General features: G+C 50.5%; 15 protein-coding genes. 14 read left to right on the forward strand and 1 reads right to left on the reverse strand.

The window, feature by feature from the left end:
* The first annotated feature begins 8 nt into the window (after positions 1–8).
* The 8 genes from TW77_RS04600 (at position 9) to TW77_RS04635 (ending at position 8562) form a co-directional block, all read left to right on the forward strand.
* Positions 9–1187, forward strand: a complete 1179-nt coding sequence (locus tag TW77_RS04600; RefSeq protein ID WP_046003795.1) for an acetyl-CoA C-acyltransferase — start codon at positions 9–11, stop codon at positions 1185–1187.
* 69 nt (positions 1188–1256) lie between these two features.
* Complete coding sequence (locus TW77_RS04605; protein ID WP_046003796.1) at positions 1257–2747, forward strand: CoA-acylating methylmalonate-semialdehyde dehydrogenase; 1491 nt, start codon at positions 1257–1259, stop codon at positions 2745–2747.
* A gap of 131 nt (positions 2748–2878) precedes the next feature.
* A complete protein-coding gene (locus TW77_RS04610; RefSeq protein WP_046003797.1) occupies positions 2879–4036 on the forward strand; it encodes an acyl-CoA dehydrogenase family protein in 1158 nt (385 codons plus the stop codon).
* Between the two features lie 12 nt (positions 4037–4048).
* Positions 4049–4825: an enoyl-CoA hydratase gene (locus TW77_RS04615; RefSeq protein WP_046003798.1), complete on the forward strand. Its 777-nt coding sequence runs from the start codon at positions 4049–4051 to the stop codon at positions 4823–4825.
* Positions 4825–5964: an enoyl-CoA hydratase/isomerase family protein gene (locus tag TW77_RS04620; protein WP_046003799.1), complete on the forward strand. Its 1140-nt coding sequence runs from the start codon at positions 4825–4827 to the stop codon at positions 5962–5964. Before TW77_RS04615 ends, TW77_RS04620 begins: the two co-directional genes overlap by 1 nt.
* Positions 5965–5975: 11 nt before the next feature.
* A complete protein-coding gene (mmsB, locus tag TW77_RS04625) occupies positions 5976–6866 on the forward strand; it encodes a 3-hydroxyisobutyrate dehydrogenase (RefSeq protein ID WP_046003800.1) in 891 nt (296 codons plus the stop codon).
* Positions 6867–6887: 21 nt separating this feature from the next.
* Positions 6888–7649, forward strand: a complete 762-nt coding sequence (locus tag TW77_RS04630) for an SDR family oxidoreductase (RefSeq protein WP_046003801.1) — start codon at positions 6888–6890, stop codon at positions 7647–7649.
* Positions 7650–7953: 304 nt separating this feature from the next.
* Entirely contained in the window at positions 7954–8562 is a 609-nt protein-coding gene (locus TW77_RS04635) for a MarC family protein (RefSeq protein WP_046003802.1), read from the forward strand.
* Between the two features lie 80 nt (positions 8563–8642).
* Here the strand turns inward: TW77_RS04635 and TW77_RS04640 are convergent, their stop codons facing one another.
* Positions 8643–9158, reverse strand: a complete 516-nt coding sequence (locus tag TW77_RS04640) for a DUF2062 domain-containing protein (protein WP_046003803.1) — start codon at positions 9156–9158, stop codon at positions 8643–8645.
* Between the two features lie 21 nt (positions 9159–9179).
* Here TW77_RS04640 and TW77_RS04645 point away from each other — a divergent pair, with 21 nt between their 5' ends.
* The 6 genes from TW77_RS04645 to TW77_RS04670 all read left to right on the forward strand — a co-directional run bounded on the left by TW77_RS04645 (position 9180) and on the right by TW77_RS04670 (position 15770).
* A complete protein-coding gene (locus tag TW77_RS04645; RefSeq protein WP_052713040.1) occupies positions 9180–11393 on the forward strand; it encodes a DNA internalization-related competence protein ComEC/Rec2 in 2214 nt (737 codons plus the stop codon).
* 63 nt (positions 11394–11456) lie between these two features.
* On the forward strand, positions 11457–13199 hold the full coding sequence (gene msbA, locus TW77_RS04650) for a lipid A export permease/ATP-binding protein MsbA (RefSeq protein WP_046003804.1): 1743 nt from the start codon (positions 11457–11459) through the stop codon (positions 13197–13199).
* Entirely contained in the window at positions 13196–14179 is a 984-nt protein-coding gene (gene lpxK / locus TW77_RS04655) for a tetraacyldisaccharide 4'-kinase (protein ID WP_046003805.1), read from the forward strand. Before msbA ends, lpxK begins: the two co-directional genes overlap by 4 nt.
* Positions 14169–14366 carry a Trm112 family protein gene (locus tag TW77_RS04660; protein ID WP_010381495.1) on the forward strand — a complete coding sequence of 66 codons (198 nt, stop codon included), beginning with the start codon at positions 14169–14171 and terminating at the stop codon, positions 14364–14366. The genes lpxK and TW77_RS04660 overlap by 11 nt, the downstream gene beginning before the upstream one ends.
* Positions 14354–15118 (forward strand): 3-deoxy-manno-octulosonate cytidylyltransferase, encoded by a 765-nt coding sequence (gene kdsB, locus TW77_RS04665; protein WP_046003806.1) that lies wholly within the window; start codon positions 14354–14356, stop codon positions 15116–15118. Before TW77_RS04660 ends, kdsB begins: the two co-directional genes overlap by 13 nt.
* Positions 15105–15770 (forward strand): TIGR01621 family pseudouridine synthase, encoded by a 666-nt coding sequence (locus TW77_RS04670; RefSeq protein ID WP_046003807.1) that lies wholly within the window; start codon positions 15105–15107, stop codon positions 15768–15770. The genes kdsB and TW77_RS04670 overlap by 14 nt, the downstream gene beginning before the upstream one ends.
* Position 15771 lies beyond the last annotated feature (1 nt).

A 15771-nucleotide genomic window follows, 5' to 3' on the forward strand; every position in this document is an offset into this window, starting at 1 on the left:
TTTTTTTAATGAGTAACGAAGCTGTTGTCATTGTCGCCGCAAAACGCACCCCGATGGGTGGATTCATGGGTAGCCTGTCAGGCGCCAGTGCTACTGACTTAGGTGCAACCGCAATTAAAGCGGTGATGACCGAGACTGGCCTGTCAGATGCCAGTATTGATGAAGTGATCATGGGCTGTGTACTGCCAGCCGGTTTAGGTCAGGCGCCAGCGCGTCAGGCGATGTTACATGCGGGTCTGGCTCGTTCAACGGGCGCAACGACTATAAATAAAGTCTGTGGCTCTGGTTTGAAAGCGGCCATGTTTGCGCACGATTTGATCAAAGCAGGCAGCATTAAAAATGCCATTGCCGGTGGTATGGAAAGCATGACCAATGCGCCTTACTTCATTCCTAAAGCGCGCGGTGGTATGCGCATGGGTCATGGTGAAATTAAAGATCACATGATGGCAGACGGCCTGGAAGATGCTTACGACAACAAAGCAATGGGTTGCTTCGCACAAGATACGGCCGATCAATACGGCATTACCCGTGACAACATGGACGAGTTTGCGCTGAGCTCACTGAGCAAAGCCAACGCCGCCATTGAAAACGGCAGCTTTAATAATGAAATTGCTGCGCACACCATTGCTACCCGTAAAGGTGACGTGGAAGTAGCGATTGATGAACAGCCTGGCAATGCACGGCCGGATAAAATTCCATCACTGCGCCCGGCGTTCAAAAAAGATGGCACCATCACGGCAGCGAACTCGTCTTCTATCTCTGACGGTGCAGCAGCACTGGTATTGATGAGCGAATCAGAAGCGAAACGTCACGGTTTAACACCACTGTGTAAAATTGCTGGTCACACTACACACTCGCAGGCGCCTGCTGAGTTTACTGTGGCACCGGTAGGTGCAATGAACAAGTTACTTGAGCAAACAGGCTGGTCTAAAGACGACGTCGACCTGTGGGAGATCAACGAAGCGTTCGCTATGGTGACTATGTTGGCTATCAGCGAGCTTGGTCTGGATCAGAGCAAAGTAAACGTGAACGGTGGTGCGTGTGCACTGGGTCATCCAATTGGTGCCAGCGGCGCGCGTATTCTGGTAACGCTTATTCATGCACTGCGCAATCGCGGTTTATCGAAAGGCATTGCCTCACTGTGTATCGGTGGTGGCGAAGCGGTGGCATTAGCCGTCGAAGTTTAAGTTAAGTATAGCGCCGCAACGACAATAATTAAGCGGCGCTTTTTCGTTTTAATTGGGGGAGGAGTGCACATGCACCAGGTACCATTATACATCAACGGTGAATTTACCCAGTCTCAGTCAGACAAGTGGCTGGATGTCGTCAATCCGGCCAATCAGGAAGTGCTGGCACAGGTGCCGTGCGCGACGCACGAAGAAGTTCAGGCAGCGATTTCATCTGCACAAGAAGCATTTAAAACCTGGCGCAATGTGCCGGTAACAGAGCGTGCGCGTATCATGATGCGTTATGCGGCTTTGTTAAAAGAGCACCAGGAAGAGATTGCGACTATCATCTGCCATGAGCTTGGTAAGACCTTTGAAGATGCCAAAGGCGATGTATGGCGTGGTATTGAAGTGGTTGAGCAGGCGGCCAACGCGCCGGCGCTGATGATGGGTGAAACGGTTGAGAACGTTGCCCGTAACATCGATACTTATTCTTATATTCAACCACTGGGCGTATGTGCGGGGATCACCCCGTTTAACTTCCCGGCGATGATCCCATTGTGGATGTTCCCAATGGCGATTGTGTGTGGTAACACCTTCGTATTAAAACCGTCTGAGCAAGATCCTCTTACACCGATGCGTTTGGTTGAGTTGTTTGAAGAAGCAGGCGCACCAAAAGGCGTGCTACAAGTGGTACACGGTGCCAAAGAGCAGGTAGATCAAATCCTGACAGCCCCTGAAGTGCGCGCGATTTCTTTCGTGGGTTCGTGTGGTGTCGGTTCTTACATCTACAGTAAAGGCACGGAGAATCTAAAACGTGTTCAGGCGTGTGTCGGCGCGAAAAACCACATGGTGATCATGCCAGATGCCAGTCGTGAGCAGACCATCAATAACCTGGTCGGTGCCTCTGTAGGTGCAGCGGGTCAGCGTTGCATGGGTATCTCGGTTGCCGTGTTCGTTGGCAAATCCAAAGAATGGATTGACGATTTAAAAGCCGGTCTTGAAAAAGTACGTCCGGGTGTGTGGAACGACCCTGAAGCGGCTTACGGCCCTCAAACCTCAGCTCAGGCTAAAGCACGTATTCTGTCGTTGATCGAAAGTGGTAAACAACAAGGCGCAACTTGTTTGCTGGATGGCTCAGACTTTACCGTTGAAGGCTACGAGAACGGCAACTGGGTTGGCCCGACGCTATTCACAGACGTGACGCCAGACATGGACATCTACAAGCAAGAGATCTTTGGTCCTGTGCTGAACTGCGTCTGTGTTGATACCCTGGAAGAAGCCATTGAACTGGTTAATAACAGCCCTTACGGTAACGGTACATCTTTGTTTACGGCAAGCGGCGCTGCGGCACGTAAGTTCCAGAATGAAATCGAAGTAGGTCAGGTGGGCATCAATATTCCGATTCCGGTGCCACTGCCGTTCTTCTCTTTCACCGGCTGGAAAAACTCTTTCTATGGTGACCAACACACCTATGGTAAGCAGGGTGTGCGTTTCTACACCGAAACCAAGACCATTACTTCACGCTGGTTTGCCGATGAGGCCGTAACGGGCCCGAATATGAGTATTAACCTGCGATAACACCAATCAGTTAACCTATCAGGCCCGGCACTTGCCCGGGCCGCTCGTAGTAATACCTGAGGCTCAGGTACATAAGAATAACGCCGGGCAGAATCATCACTTTGCCCGCTATGACAACAAGTGAGGTCTTTATGGACTTTAATCTCAACGAAGATCAACAGGCTTTTGCCGAAACCGCCTATCAGTTTGCCATGAGCGAGCTGGCACCCCATGCCGCCGAATGGGATCAAAAACATATTTTCCCGAAAGACGTAATTAAAAAAGCCGGTGAACTGGGCTTTTGTGGCCTATACACACCGGAAGAGGCGGGTGGCCTGGGCCTGTCGCGTCTTGATTCAAGCATTATTTTTGAGCAATTGTCTATGGGCTGTACGGCCACTACGGCAATGCTGACCATACACAATATGGCCACCTGGATGATTGCCAGCTTTGCCACTCAGGCGGTAAAAGATCAGTACATGGATCAATTAGTGATGGGTGAGCTACTGGCATCTTACTGCCTGACTGAACCAGGCTCTGGCTCTGATGCCGCTTCACTGAAAACCAAAGCGGTACTGGAAGGGGACGAGTATGTCCTGAATGGGTCAAAAATGTTTATTTCGGGCGCGGGTGAAACCGATGTGCTGGTGGTAATGGCACGTACCGGAGAAGACGGTCCGAAAGGCATTTCTGCCTTTGTGGTGCCGGCTGATGCCGAGGGCGTTATCTATGGTAAAGCCGAAGAGAAAATGGGCTGGAATGCGCAGCCGACCCGCCTGGTGACATTCGAAAATGTTCGTATTCCGGCGGCTAACCTGATGGGCAAAGAAGGCGAAGGCTTTAAGTTTGCCATGCAGGGTCTGGATGGCGGACGTATTAACATTGCAACTTGTTCAATTGGTACTGCACAACAGGCGCTGAACACAGCCAAAGAATATATGCAGGAGCGCCAGCAGTTTGGTAAGCCTCTGGCGGCATTCCAGGCACTTCAGTTCAAGATTGCCGATATGAACACGGAACTGGTTGCCGCGCGTCAGATGGTCCGTCTGGCTGCATTTAAACTGGACAGCAACGACAGTGAAAAAACCACTTACTGTGCCATGGCTAAACGCTTTGCGACCGACGTTGGTACTAAGGTTTGTGATGATGCATTACAGATCCACGGTGGTTATGGCTACATCAAAGAATACCCACTTGAGCGCCACCTGCGTGATGTACGCGTTCACCAAATCCTGGAAGGCACCAATGAGATCATGCGGGTGATCATTGCACGCCGAATTCTAGCCGAAGGCGCAGCAAGCGTACTGTAGAGGAGCATCATTATGTCAGCACAATTGAAACTCGAAAAACAAGGTCATATCGCGATTGTGACTATGTCCAACCCACCGGCAAACACCTGGACTCGCGATACACTGGTTGGTCTGAAGGAGCTGGTAAACGAGCTAAACGCAGATAAAAACATTTACTCTTTGGTGATCACCGGCGAAGGTGAAAAGTTCTTCTCAGCGGGCGCCGACCTGAATGTGTTTGCCGATGGCGACAAAGGCGTTGCGGCCGATATGTCGCGCGTATTTGGCGAAGCATTTGAAACCCTGAGTGATTTCCGCGGTGTGTCTATTGCGGCCATTAACGGCTTCGCGATGGGCGGTGGCCTGGAAGTCGCACTCGCCTGTGATATTCGTATTGCAGAAGCACAGGCTCAAATGGCACTGCCAGAGGCCAAAGTGGGCTTGCTGCCTTGTGCCGGTGGTACACAAAACTTGTCATGGCTGGTCGGTGAAGGCTGGGCGAAGCGCATGATCTTGTGTGGTGAGCGCCTTAAAGCCGATAAAGCTCAGCAGATTGGACTGGTTGAAGAAGTGGTTGAGCAGGGTAAAGCGCTGGAAGCAGCCCTTGAGCTGGCTAAGAAAGTGGAAGATCAAAGCCCGGTGGCTGTGACCGCCTGTAAAGCCCTGATCCAAAAAGGTCGCACCGGCACCATCAACAGTGCACTGCCGCTTGAGCGTGAGTTGTTCGTGACTTTGTTCGACACGCAAGACCAAAAAGAGGGCGTCAATGCCTTCTTAGAAAAACGTAAAGCAAACTGGGTGAATGGCTAATGGTTGAATTGCAGTTACTGAACCAGGCAGATGCCCCAGTGGTATTTGAGTTGGCGCACTGTAATAACGGCATGAAGGTGGCGGTTGCCACCCTCAATGCGCCAAAAGCACTTAACGCACTGAACCTGGAAATGATCCGCTTATTGGATCCACAGTTGAAAGCCTGGGCTGAAGACGAGCAGATAGCTATGGTGCTGCTCAAAGGTGCAGGTGAGAAAGCCTTTTGTGCCGGTGGTGATGTGGTTAGCCTGTATAACGCGATGGCGGCCGAAGATGGCAATAATCATCTCGAAGTCTTCTTTGCTGAGGAATATCGCCTTGATTACCACATCCACAATTATGATAAACCGATCCTGCTTTGGGGCAATGGCATCATCATGGGTGGCGGTCTTGGTCTGATGGCCGGCGCCAGCCACCGTGTGGTGACTGAATCATCACGCATTGCGATGCCGGAAATCACCATTGGCTTGTATCCGGATGTTGGCGGTAGCTACTTCCTGAACAAGATGCCAGAAGGCGTTGGTTTGTTACTTGGCCTGACCGGTGCTTCCATTAATGCCACCGATGCCAAGTTTGTTGGCCTGGCCGATCACTATATGGATGGCGAGCGTCTGGATATGCTGCTGCACAACCTCAGCGAAGTAAACTGGGGTAAAACCAATGTGCTGAATCACGAGAAGCTGACTCAGCTACTGATCTCCCTTGATGAAGCATCACACATTCCACCGCGCAGCGAAATTAAGCCACTGGCCGACTCGTTTGCTCAGCTTGCCGAATTTGACACCCTGGAAGCCCAGGTTGAGCACATTTTGGCGTTGGACAGCGCAGAGAATAAATGGCTGAGCAAAGCACAAAAAGCCCTTAAGCATGGCTCTCCTTTGAGCGCAGTGTTAATTCAGACGCAACTAAAGCGTGCAGAAGGCCTGTCACTGAAGGAGTGCTTCTTGCGTGAGCTGGCGATGTCGGTTCACTGTGGTGAAGTAGGTGAGTTCCGTGAAGGGGTACGTGCACTGCTGATTGACAAAGACGGACAGCCACAGTGGCAATTTAAGACGGTTACAGACGTAGATAGCGCTGTGATTGAGCGCTTTTTTGCGCCACGTTGGGAAGAGAGTGAACATCCCCTGGCTGATCTATAAGGAATAAACACATGGCAAAGCTTGGATTTATAGGTTTAGGAAACATGGGCGGCCCGATGGCGGCCAATTTGGTAAAAGCCGGTCATCAGGTCACGGTATTTGATCTCAGTGCTGAGGCGCTCAAGCAACTTGAAGCGCACGGTGCTGTGGCTGCGGACAATGTGTCTGATGTCTGCGCAGGTGCAGACTTTGTGATTAGTATGCTGCCAGCCAGCAAGCACGTTCGCATGATTTATACTGGCGAAGATGGATTGATCAACTATCTTGAAAAGTCGACGCTGGTGATTGACTGCTCAACCATTGACGCAGAATCAGCGCAGTTTGTTGGCAATACCTTGGCCCAGGCTGGCATTGCATTCGTTGATGCGCCGGTGTCCGGTGGCGTTGCAGGTGCTGCGGCGGGCACGCTAACCTTTATCGTGGGTGGCAGCGACGCTGACTTTAACAAAGCGCAAACGGTCCTGAACGACATGGGTAAAAATATTTTCCATGCCGGGGCAGTGGGTGCCGGTCAGGTCGCTAAGATCTGTAATAATATGCTGCTATCAATACTCATGGCAGGCACCAGTGAAGCACTGCAAATGGGCGTTGACCACGGCCTTGATCCAAAAGTATTGAGCGAAATTATGCTCAACAGCTCGGGTCGCAACTGGACATTGGAGCTATACAATCCGTGTCCGGACGTATTAGAGAATGTGCCTTCGTCAAATGGGTATAAACCCGGTTTTATGGTTGATTTAATGGCCAAAGACTTAGGGTTGGCGATGCAGGCGGCACAGCAAACAAACTCGGCTACGCCGATGGGGGCACTGGCAAAAAATCTCTACAACCTGATGCAGAATCAGGGCAGTGGCAGTGAAGATTTTAGTGCTATTTTTAAACTCTATTCACAAAAGCAGTAACAGAAGCAGGGTTGAAATATCATGGATATAAAGAACAAAACGGTGGTGATCACCGGTGGTGCGCAGGGCCTGGGCTTTGCGATGGCAACGGAAATGGCCAAAATGGGTGCCAAGCTGGCATTGATAGATATGCAGGAAGAGCAGCTGCAAAGCGCAGCCGCTGAGCTTAGAACACTGGATGTTGAAGTAAAAACTTATGTGGCGAATGTGAGCCTGGAGAGCGATGTTGAACAGGTATTCAGCGCCATAGTGGCAGACCTGGGTAATATCGCTGTATTGGTTAATAACGCCGGTATTCTGCGCGATGGCCTGCTGTTAAAAGCCAAAGACGGTGAAGTGACGGATAAAATGTCACTACAGCAGTTCCAGTCGGTACTGGATGTCAACCTGACAGGGGTATTCCTGTGTGGCCGTGAAGCGGCAACTAAGATGGTAGAAGGCCAGGAAGGGGGCGTTATCATCAATATGTCGAGCGTGGCACGTGCGGGCAATATGGGTCAGACCAACTACTCGGCTGCCAAAGCCGGTGTTGTTGCTATGACCACATCCTGGGCGAAAGAGCTGGGCCGCTACGGCATTCGTGTTGGTGCCATCGCACCGGGCGTGATCCGCACACAAATGACCGACGCAATGAAGCCTGAAGCCAAAGAGCGCCTGCTGAAGATGAAACCTGTTGGACGTTTGGGTGAAGCTGGCGAGATTGCCCACACGGCAAAATATATTATCGAGAATGATTTCTTCACCGGTCGTGTAGTAGAAATTGACGGCGGGATCAGACTCTGATAAATTAATACTTAAGTATCGGTTTGCTTTTAGTTTTGACCTAAAACCAATACAAAAGAATTCGCATACTTATGTTCCTTTATCTTCGCAAGAAGAAAGTGTGTTGAATCAAGCGGCAGGCCACGCATACCTGCCGCTTTTTAGTTTCTGTCGCACAAGTGTTTGGCGTATTGGCTTACCTACTTCTTTTCTGAGCATGCCTTTTGCTCTTTGAATATTATTGAAAAATTACATATTCTTTTAACTAATCCATTGCTAGAGTAGCGAATTACTCACTATTTATCCTGACCAACAAGGGGCGACTTTGATTGATTTTGTAGCCACTTTTATCTTCTTTTTTGCGGTTATCGACCCGATAGGTACGATCCCCGTATTTATTGCGGTCACGCGTGGTTATGATGCTGCAGCGAAACGCAAGATTGCCGTAATTGCAAGTCTGGTCGCCGCAGCTTTGCTGGTGTTTTTTGCTGTCGCTGGAGAGATTTTACTGACCGCGATGGGGATCCCGCTGGCAGCGTTTCAGATTGCCGGTGGCATTGTGCTGTTCTTATTTGCACTGTCGATGATCTTTGGTGAAAGTAAGCCGGAAGAAGAGGTTCGGTTAGTCAAAGACCACCGTGAAACCGCGATATTTCCGCTGGCGGTCCCGTCGATCGCAAGCCCTGGCGCAATGCTTGCCTGCGTGCTGTTAACCGAAAATGCACGGTTTAATATTTTTGAACAAATGCAGACTGTGGCTATGATGCTGGCGGTGATTTTACTGACTTTGTTACTGATGCTGGTCGCAAGCAGCGTTCATAAGGTTATTGGTAATGCCGGGGCCAGTGTTATCAGTCGGGTAATGGGCTTGATCCTTGCCTCAGTTGCGGTAACCAATGCTTTAGCGGGTTTTGTCAGTTACTTCGATAAATAAGGAAAATTGGAAAAGCAGCCCTGGGGCTCGGGAAAGTTGGCAAAGCAGCCCTAGGGCTGCTAAACCATAAAGAGGTCGGGTTAGCTGGATTGCTGATTACGGGCGGCCCAGGCTTTATTGACAGAGCGACGCCACAGAAAATCAATAACGAAAAAGCCCAAAAGAGCCGCCATACAGGCGCAGATCAATGAGCCAACAATGAAGGCAGGCCCTATGGTTGACAGGCTCTCGACCAGCCAGTTCCAGCTGGCCTCAAAATGAAATGGTTGCTCTTCCTGACCCAGAGCGAATGCGCCTACCTGATAGGAGGCGTAAAAAATAGGGGGCATAGTCAGTGGGTTAGTGATCCACACCAGCGCAATTGACAAAGGAAGGTTAACGCGAAAAGGAATGGCCAGGGCGGCTGCAAGAACCATTTGAAAAGGAACAGGGATGAACGCAAAGAACAGGCCTACGGAAAAGGCCCCACGCGCCGAGCGGCGATTTAAATGCCAAAGATTTGCATCATGTAACAAACTACCGAATATTTTCAGCGACTTTTGCTGTTTGATCTTATTGTGATCGGGTAGAAACCTTTGGATCGTCTTCTTTGGCATGTTAAGCAACCATTTACATCGATGTTGATCTGCTGCGGCCTGATCAGCGGGTGCCTGATCTCAGTATTTTATCTGGGTCAGTGGCAGTGGTTTGTCTGCTCAGGCGTGCTCCTTTTTCTCTGCGGGTATTTTAAGACTTTTTCGAGTGTTTTGGCAGGTTTTATTTTAGGTATTTTTGTGACGATTTGTCACTATTGGTTGGTTTATGCACCGCCGCTTGCTGAAAAAGGCTTAGCGCAGCAAGTGAAAGTCGTCGGTAATGTCAGTAAAGTCATTGGCACGGGCGCTAACCCTTATGTCACCCTTGAGCTGGCAAGCATAGGCCACTACAAGATACCCTGGTATCGTCGTGTTCGTGCCAATGTGTCATTAAGTGGCGCGTTGCCCACAGATCTAAACGGTGCAACACTGACAGGCATGGCGACACTCAAGCTGTTTCGTAGTCGAAAAAATTTCTCGGTATTTGACGCTGAGCTTTATGCCTTTCGCAATCAGATATTCTACAAAGGCCGCCTGTCAGTGGAGAAGGCAAGTTACGCTCATAGCGAACGTTTGCGGACGACCTATCGCACTTGGGTATCTCAGGCGCTGGATGGATTGCATTTTAGCTGGTTTTACTATGTGATACTGACGGGAGATAAAAGTGCAGTACCGCAAGCCGATAAAGCTTACTTTCAATCGCTGGGTCTCAGTCATTTGCTGGCTATTTCCGGCCTGCATGTCGCCATTGTATTTGCGCTGAGCTTTGCTCTGTGCAAACTTGCCCTGGTTTTAATGTGGTCGCGTTTGGCTCAGCATCATAATTATCAGCTGGGCTATTTTACCTTTGCGCTGCTCCTGAGCGGGGTTTATGTCTGGCTCAGTGGCATGCAGGTGTCGGCGCAGCGCGCCTGGTTAATGGCCTTGCTGGGCGCATGTTGTTTTTTGTTTGCCCGGCACCTGAGCCCTGCACGAACCCTAATCTATGCCCTGACAGTGATCTTAATTGCCAATCCTTTTGCTGTGCTTAACTTGGGGCTGTATTTTTCTTTCTTTGCGGTGGCCACTATTTTTGTGGTGTTTCGCAACACAGTGCGTGAATCACAGCGCCTGTCCCGAGTTAAGCTGCTGTTATATTTACAATGTGGCTTATTTACGGCTCTGTTACCGCTTACCCTTTATTCCTATCATGGCTTTAGCATGAGCAGCATACCAGTCAACCTGGTGGTAATTCCATTGTTGTCGGTGGTGATTTTTCCGCTGCTGTTGATACATCTGCTCAGCGTCATGACCGCGGGCTGGGCCGTTTTAGCTATACCAGATGCCATGCTCAACTCGGCCTATCAGTGGTTAAACGCATTTCCTTATCACTGGTGGCACAGCGGCGCGATGGCACCAGAGCTGGTGATACTGAGCTATATAGCGTTACTACTGTGTTTGAGTACCTTAACCCGGCCATTTGCCTGGGTTCCGGTGTCTGCTGTACTTATGGTCAGTCTCTTAGAGCGGCCACCCGACTGGCAGGTAGACGTTTTTGATGTCGGGCATGGCACGGCGGTACTGGTCACTACTCAAGGCAATGGCGCGCTGATTGACCTCGGCGCCAGTTATTTTTCCCGTTATTCGCTGTTTGACAATGTGGTTAAGCCTTATTTGCAGGCGCATCGCATTAAGTTACTCCATACAGTGATAAGCCATGATGACAGTGACCATAATGGTGGATTAGCTGATTTATACCGCTACGACGGTGGCCGCTCCCTGGAACAGTTTCACCAGGGGGATGGTAAGGCGCTATGCACGCTCAAAACGGTGCAAATGGGCAAACTGAGTATCGAGTCTCTGTGGCCAGTTGAGCCAATGAACAGCGACAATAACAATTCCTGCGTGGTCAGGATAAGTGATGGCACGACCGAGCTGCTATTACCCGGAGACATAGAGCAGGTTGCAGAAAAGGCACTGTTGGCATTGCAACGGGAAAAGCTGCCATCGGAGATACTGCTTGCTCCCCATCACGGCAGCAATACATCATCCAGTATGGCGTTTGTCTCTGCCGTCTCACCCAAGTGGGTGGTGTTCTCGCGAGGATTCCACTCGCCCTGGCGCTTGCCACACGATGAGGTGGTGGCGCGTTATCAATCGACGGGCAGCCAGATGCTGGATACCGCCACAGCGGGTCAGGTTCGATTCAAAATAACCGGGACAGAAGTTCAACTGGAAACCGCCCGAGATAGGAAAAGTTTTTGGTTCTTAAGATAATGCATTCAGTTTTGCCATCAGTACAGCTACAATACGCGGGTTATGACGTACCAGAGAGACACTATGCAACAATCCGCCAAGCAGATCTACAAGCGGCTTCTGAGTTACACCTTCGATTTTAAAGTGCCGGCCTTGTTTGCCATCATTGGCATGCTCGGTTACGCCGCCATGGATGCACTGTTCGTCCAGCTAATGCAGCCGTTTATTGACGATGGCCTGACAGATCGCAATGCCGAAGTGTTAAAAATGGCACCCATAGTGGTGGTGTTGCTGGTTATTGGGCGCGGGATTTTCAACTACATGGCATCGTATTGTCTGAGCTATGTGGGCTCTCAGGTAGTAAGAAAGCTGCGTCAGTCTTTGTTTGAACACATGTTGTTCTTACCGGTAAGCTTTCACGATCAACACTCCAACGGTGAAATGATCTCAAAAATCACCTTTGACACGGAACAAGTACAACAAGCCGTGACCCGAGCTTTGCAGGTGATGATCCGCGAAGGGGCGTTTGTGCTGTTTTTGCTGGTGGTAATGTTCAACGCCAGCTGGCAATTGTCTTTGATATTCTTAGTTGTTATTCCCATCGTCGGCGTGATAGTGAACCTGGTTTCCAAGCGTTTTCGGAAAATTTCAAAGAATATTCAGGATGCCATGGGCGAAGTCACCCGTAGCTCAGAGCAGATGCTGGCCGGGCATAAAGTGATCCATGGTTTTGGTGGTCAGGACAAAGAGATAACTCACTTTGCCGATGTAAATAACCGTAATCGCCAGCAACGTGTGAAGATGGATGCAACGCGCGCACTGAGTGTGTCGGTGATCCAAATTATAGCAGCCAGTGCCATGGCATTGATCCTGGCTATCATCGCAATGCCAGAAATGATAGATACCATCTCCTCGGGCACCTTTGTGTCGCTGACGACCTCTATGATGATGATGCTCAGGCCGCTCAAGCAGCTGGCGAATGTGAACAGTGATTTGCAGCGCGGCATTGCTGCGGCGACCAGTATTTTTGAAATTCTGGATAAAGAGCAAGAAAAGAACACCGGCAAGCTTGAGGCGGACAGCGTAAAAGGCGAAATTGCGGTTTCAGGCGTGACCTTCCGTTACCCCGGCAAAGACGAAGCCGTCATTAAATCCTTATCATTACAAATTCCGGCTGGCCAGAGTATCGCACTGGTGGGCCGCAGTGGGTCGGGTAAGTCGACTTTATCGAACCTGCTGCCGCGCTTTTACGACTGGGGTGAAGGAGAGATCACCCTGGATGGGGTGAAACTTCAGGATTACACACTGTCGTCGCTGCGCAAGCAGTTTGCACTGGTGTCACAGCAGGTGGTGCTGTTTAACGACACCATTGCCAATAACATTATGTATGGACTGGAGCGCGCTTATACTCAGGAAGAGCTGGAGCAGGTAGCAAAACAGGCCCATGTCTGGGAGTTTGTTAAAGACTTGCCTGAGGGTTTGAATACTATGGTGGGTGAAAACGGTGTCATGCTCTCCGGCGGTCAGCGCCAGCGTATCGCCATCGCCCGTGCAATTGTTAAAAACGCACCCATTTTGATTCTCGATGAAGCGACTTCGGCACTGGATACCGAGTCGGAGCGGTTGATCCAGCAGGCGCTGGATAATCTGATGAGAGATAAAACCTCCATTGTGATAGCACACCGCCTGTCTACCATTGAGCAGTCAGACTGTATCTATGTGCTCGATCAGGGGCGCATTGTCGAGCAGGGTAAGCACCAGGCTCTGCTTGAGCAAAAGGGTATTTATGCTGCGCTATGCCAGATGCAATACGGTGAGCAGGCATGAATCGCCTAGAGCGCAGCTGGTATCAGCCCCTTGGGCTATTAAATATCTTACTGCTGCCTTTGTCAGGCTTATTTTGGTTACTGAGCTCACTGCGCAGGGCAATGTTTAAGCAGGGCCTCAAGCGAGTCTATAAAGCGCCCGTACCGGTGATTATTGTTGGCAACATAGGCATAGGCGGCAACGGTAAAACACCGTTCGTGTTGTGGCTGGTACCCTACCTTGAGTCTTTGGGCCTGAAAGTAGCTGTGATCAGTCGTGGCTATGGTGCAAAGCCTCCCAGCCTGCCATATCGGGTGACGGACAACAGCAGTGCCGCAGAAGCGGGCGATGAACCCTTATTGATATACAAAAGGCTGGGTTGCCCGGTGATGATAGGCGGTGACCGTCAGGCCAGCATCGAAATGCTGATGCGAGAAGACAAGCCGGATATTATCGTCAGTGACGATGGCCTGCAACACTATCAGCTGGCCCGGGATATCGAGATCTGTATTGTCGATGCACAGCGCCGTTTTGGCAACGGTCTGCTGTTACCGGCCGGCCCGCTGCGCGAATCACCCGGGCGTCTCAAGCACACAGATCTGGTTGTCTATAATGGAGAGTCAGACGGGGTTGGTTATGAGTTGGCTCGCAGTGGCTATTTCAGCGTGAAAGACAATCAGGCGGTTGCACAAACCGCCGCGCAGGGCGTTGCCGTAAGTGCCATTGGAAACCCACAGCGATTTGAACAATCCTTGCGCTCAGATGGCATTGAACTGACCGATACACTGCATTTTGCCGATCACCATGCCTACAGCGCAGCCGACTTTGCCAGGTGCGAAGAACAGGCTGTCTTTATGACCGAAAAAGACGCGGTAAAATGCCAGTCATTCGGCAAAGAAAATTGGTATTATTTAAAAGTAGAGGCCCAGCCCAGTGCTGCGCTGACACAACAACTGAATTCGTTATTAAAACAAAAAGGGATAGTCAACCATGGCCTTTGACACTAAATTACTCGAGATTATTGCTTGTCCGGTTTGCAAAGGAAAACTGAGATTTGACAAAGACAATCAGGAGCTGATCAGCACGGCTGCTAAACTGGCTTACCCTGTCAGAAACGACATTCCAGTACTACTGGAAAACGAAGCGCGTGAATTATCCCTTGAAGAGGTCGAAAAGTGGAATTCATAGTCGTTATTCCGGCGCGTTACGCTTCAACCCGCCTGCCCGGCAAACCGCTTGCTGACATTTGTGGTAAACCCATGATCCAGCACGTGTTCGAGCAGGCGCAAAAGTCTGGCGCCAAAGCCGTTTATATCGCCACCGACAATGCTCAAGTGTTTGAGCGCGCTAAAGCCTTTACAGAGAACGTACTGATGACCCGAGAAGATCATCAATCGGGCACTGAGCGACTTGCCGAGGTGGTTGAACAGCTGGGACTGGCCGACGATACCCTAGTGGTTAATGTGCAGGGTGATGAGCCTTTGTTAGCGCCGGAAAACATTACTCAGGTGGCGACCTTGCTACATGAAGCGCAGGAAGCGCCGATGGCTACGCTGAGCGTTGATGTGACGGATGTGCAGGAAGTACTGAACCCCAATGCCGTTAAAGTCGTTCAGGACGCACACCAAAATGCGCTGTACTTTTCCCGCGCCTCCATCCCGTTTCAGCGTGACAGCATGATGGAATTGGATGAGAGTAAAATTCCACTGGCGCATTTTCAGCGCCATGTGGGGATTTATGCTTATCGTGCCGGTTTTATAAAAACCTACCTGGCCTTACCGGTTTCACCGCTGGAAGGGCAGGAATCGCTTGAGCAGTTGCGCGTGTTATACCACGGTTACCGCATTAAAATTGCCAAAGCGTGTCGTCCGGTTTATGCCGGGGTTGATACACCAGAAGACTTAAAACGCGTCGTAGAGTACCTCAATGGCGCCCTTTGAGGTGATTGCCTGCCACCCGGACTTTGTGGTGGCACATAAGCCCGCCGGGGTGAGTTTTCACAGTGAGCAGGAAAGCGGTTTTGTTGCTTTATTAGCCGAGCAGCTTGGCGAGCAGCTTTATCCGGTACACCGACTCGATAAGGTAACATCCGGCTTGCTGGTACTGGCGCGCTCAAGTCATGCTGCGGCCAGGCTGACTGAGTTGTTTACCAGTCGGGCCGTAGATAAGTTCTATCTGGCGCTCATTGATAACAAGCCCAAAAAGAAGCAAGGCTGGATTAAAGGCGACATGGCTAAATCCCGGCGCGGCACGTATAAGTTGTTAACCAGTCAGGATAACCCGGCTGTCACGCGCTTTTACAGTGCCAGCATAGCGCCGGGTCTCAGAGCCTGTTTACTCAAACCTTACAGCGGTAAAACCCATCAGCTACGGGTTGCGCTAAAAAGCTTATCAGCGCCCATCCTCGGCGATGTCAGCTATGGTGGCAGTGAAGCCGACAGAGTTTATCTGCACGCCTACTGTTTGAGCTTTGAGTGGGACAACGAAAGAATGACATTTTATGCTTTGCCTCAGGGCGGAGCACGGTTTGCTGAGCTGGCAGACACAGAAGTAATGCAAAGCTGGGCAAAGCCCAGAGAGTTAGAGTGGTAAT

This window comes from Pseudoalteromonas rubra, assembly GCF_000967655.1.
GTDB lineage: Bacteria > Pseudomonadota > Gammaproteobacteria > Enterobacterales > Alteromonadaceae > Pseudoalteromonas > Pseudoalteromonas rubra_A.

Bases quoted from the DNA above. Each gene is read 5' to 3' on its own strand.
- TW77_RS04600 (WP_046003795.1), top strand. From the start codon at position 9: ATGAGTAACGAAGCTGTTGTCATTGTCGCCGCAAAACGCACCCCGATG.
- TW77_RS04605 (WP_046003796.1), top strand. From the start codon at position 1,257: ATGCACCAGGTACCATTATACATCAACGGTGAATTTACCCAGTCTCAG.
- TW77_RS04610 (WP_046003797.1), top strand. From the start codon at position 2,879: ATGGACTTTAATCTCAACGAAGATCAACAGGCTTTTGCCGAAACCGCC.
- TW77_RS04615 (WP_046003798.1), top strand. From the start codon at position 4,049: ATGTCAGCACAATTGAAACTCGAAAAACAAGGTCATATCGCGATTGTG.
- TW77_RS04620 (WP_046003799.1), top strand. From the start codon at position 4,825: ATGGTTGAATTGCAGTTACTGAACCAGGCAGATGCCCCAGTGGTATTT.
- mmsB (WP_046003800.1), top strand. From the start codon at position 5,976: ATGGCAAAGCTTGGATTTATAGGTTTAGGAAACATGGGCGGCCCGATG.
- TW77_RS04630 (WP_046003801.1), top strand. From the start codon at position 6,888: ATGGATATAAAGAACAAAACGGTGGTGATCACCGGTGGTGCGCAGGGC.
- TW77_RS04640 (WP_046003803.1), bottom strand. From the start codon at position 9,158: ATGCCAAAGAAGACGATCCAAAGGTTTCTACCCGATCACAATAAGATC.
- TW77_RS04645 (WP_052713040.1), top strand. From the start codon at position 9,180: ATGTTGATCTGCTGCGGCCTGATCAGCGGGTGCCTGATCTCAGTATTT.
- msbA (WP_046003804.1), top strand. From the start codon at position 11,457: ATGCAACAATCCGCCAAGCAGATCTACAAGCGGCTTCTGAGTTACACC.
- lpxK (WP_046003805.1), top strand. From the start codon at position 13,196: ATGAATCGCCTAGAGCGCAGCTGGTATCAGCCCCTTGGGCTATTAAAT.
- TW77_RS04660 (WP_010381495.1), top strand. From the start codon at position 14,169: ATGGCCTTTGACACTAAATTACTCGAGATTATTGCTTGTCCGGTTTGC.
- TW77_RS04670 (WP_046003807.1), top strand. From the start codon at position 15,105: ATGGCGCCCTTTGAGGTGATTGCCTGCCACCCGGACTTTGTGGTGGCA.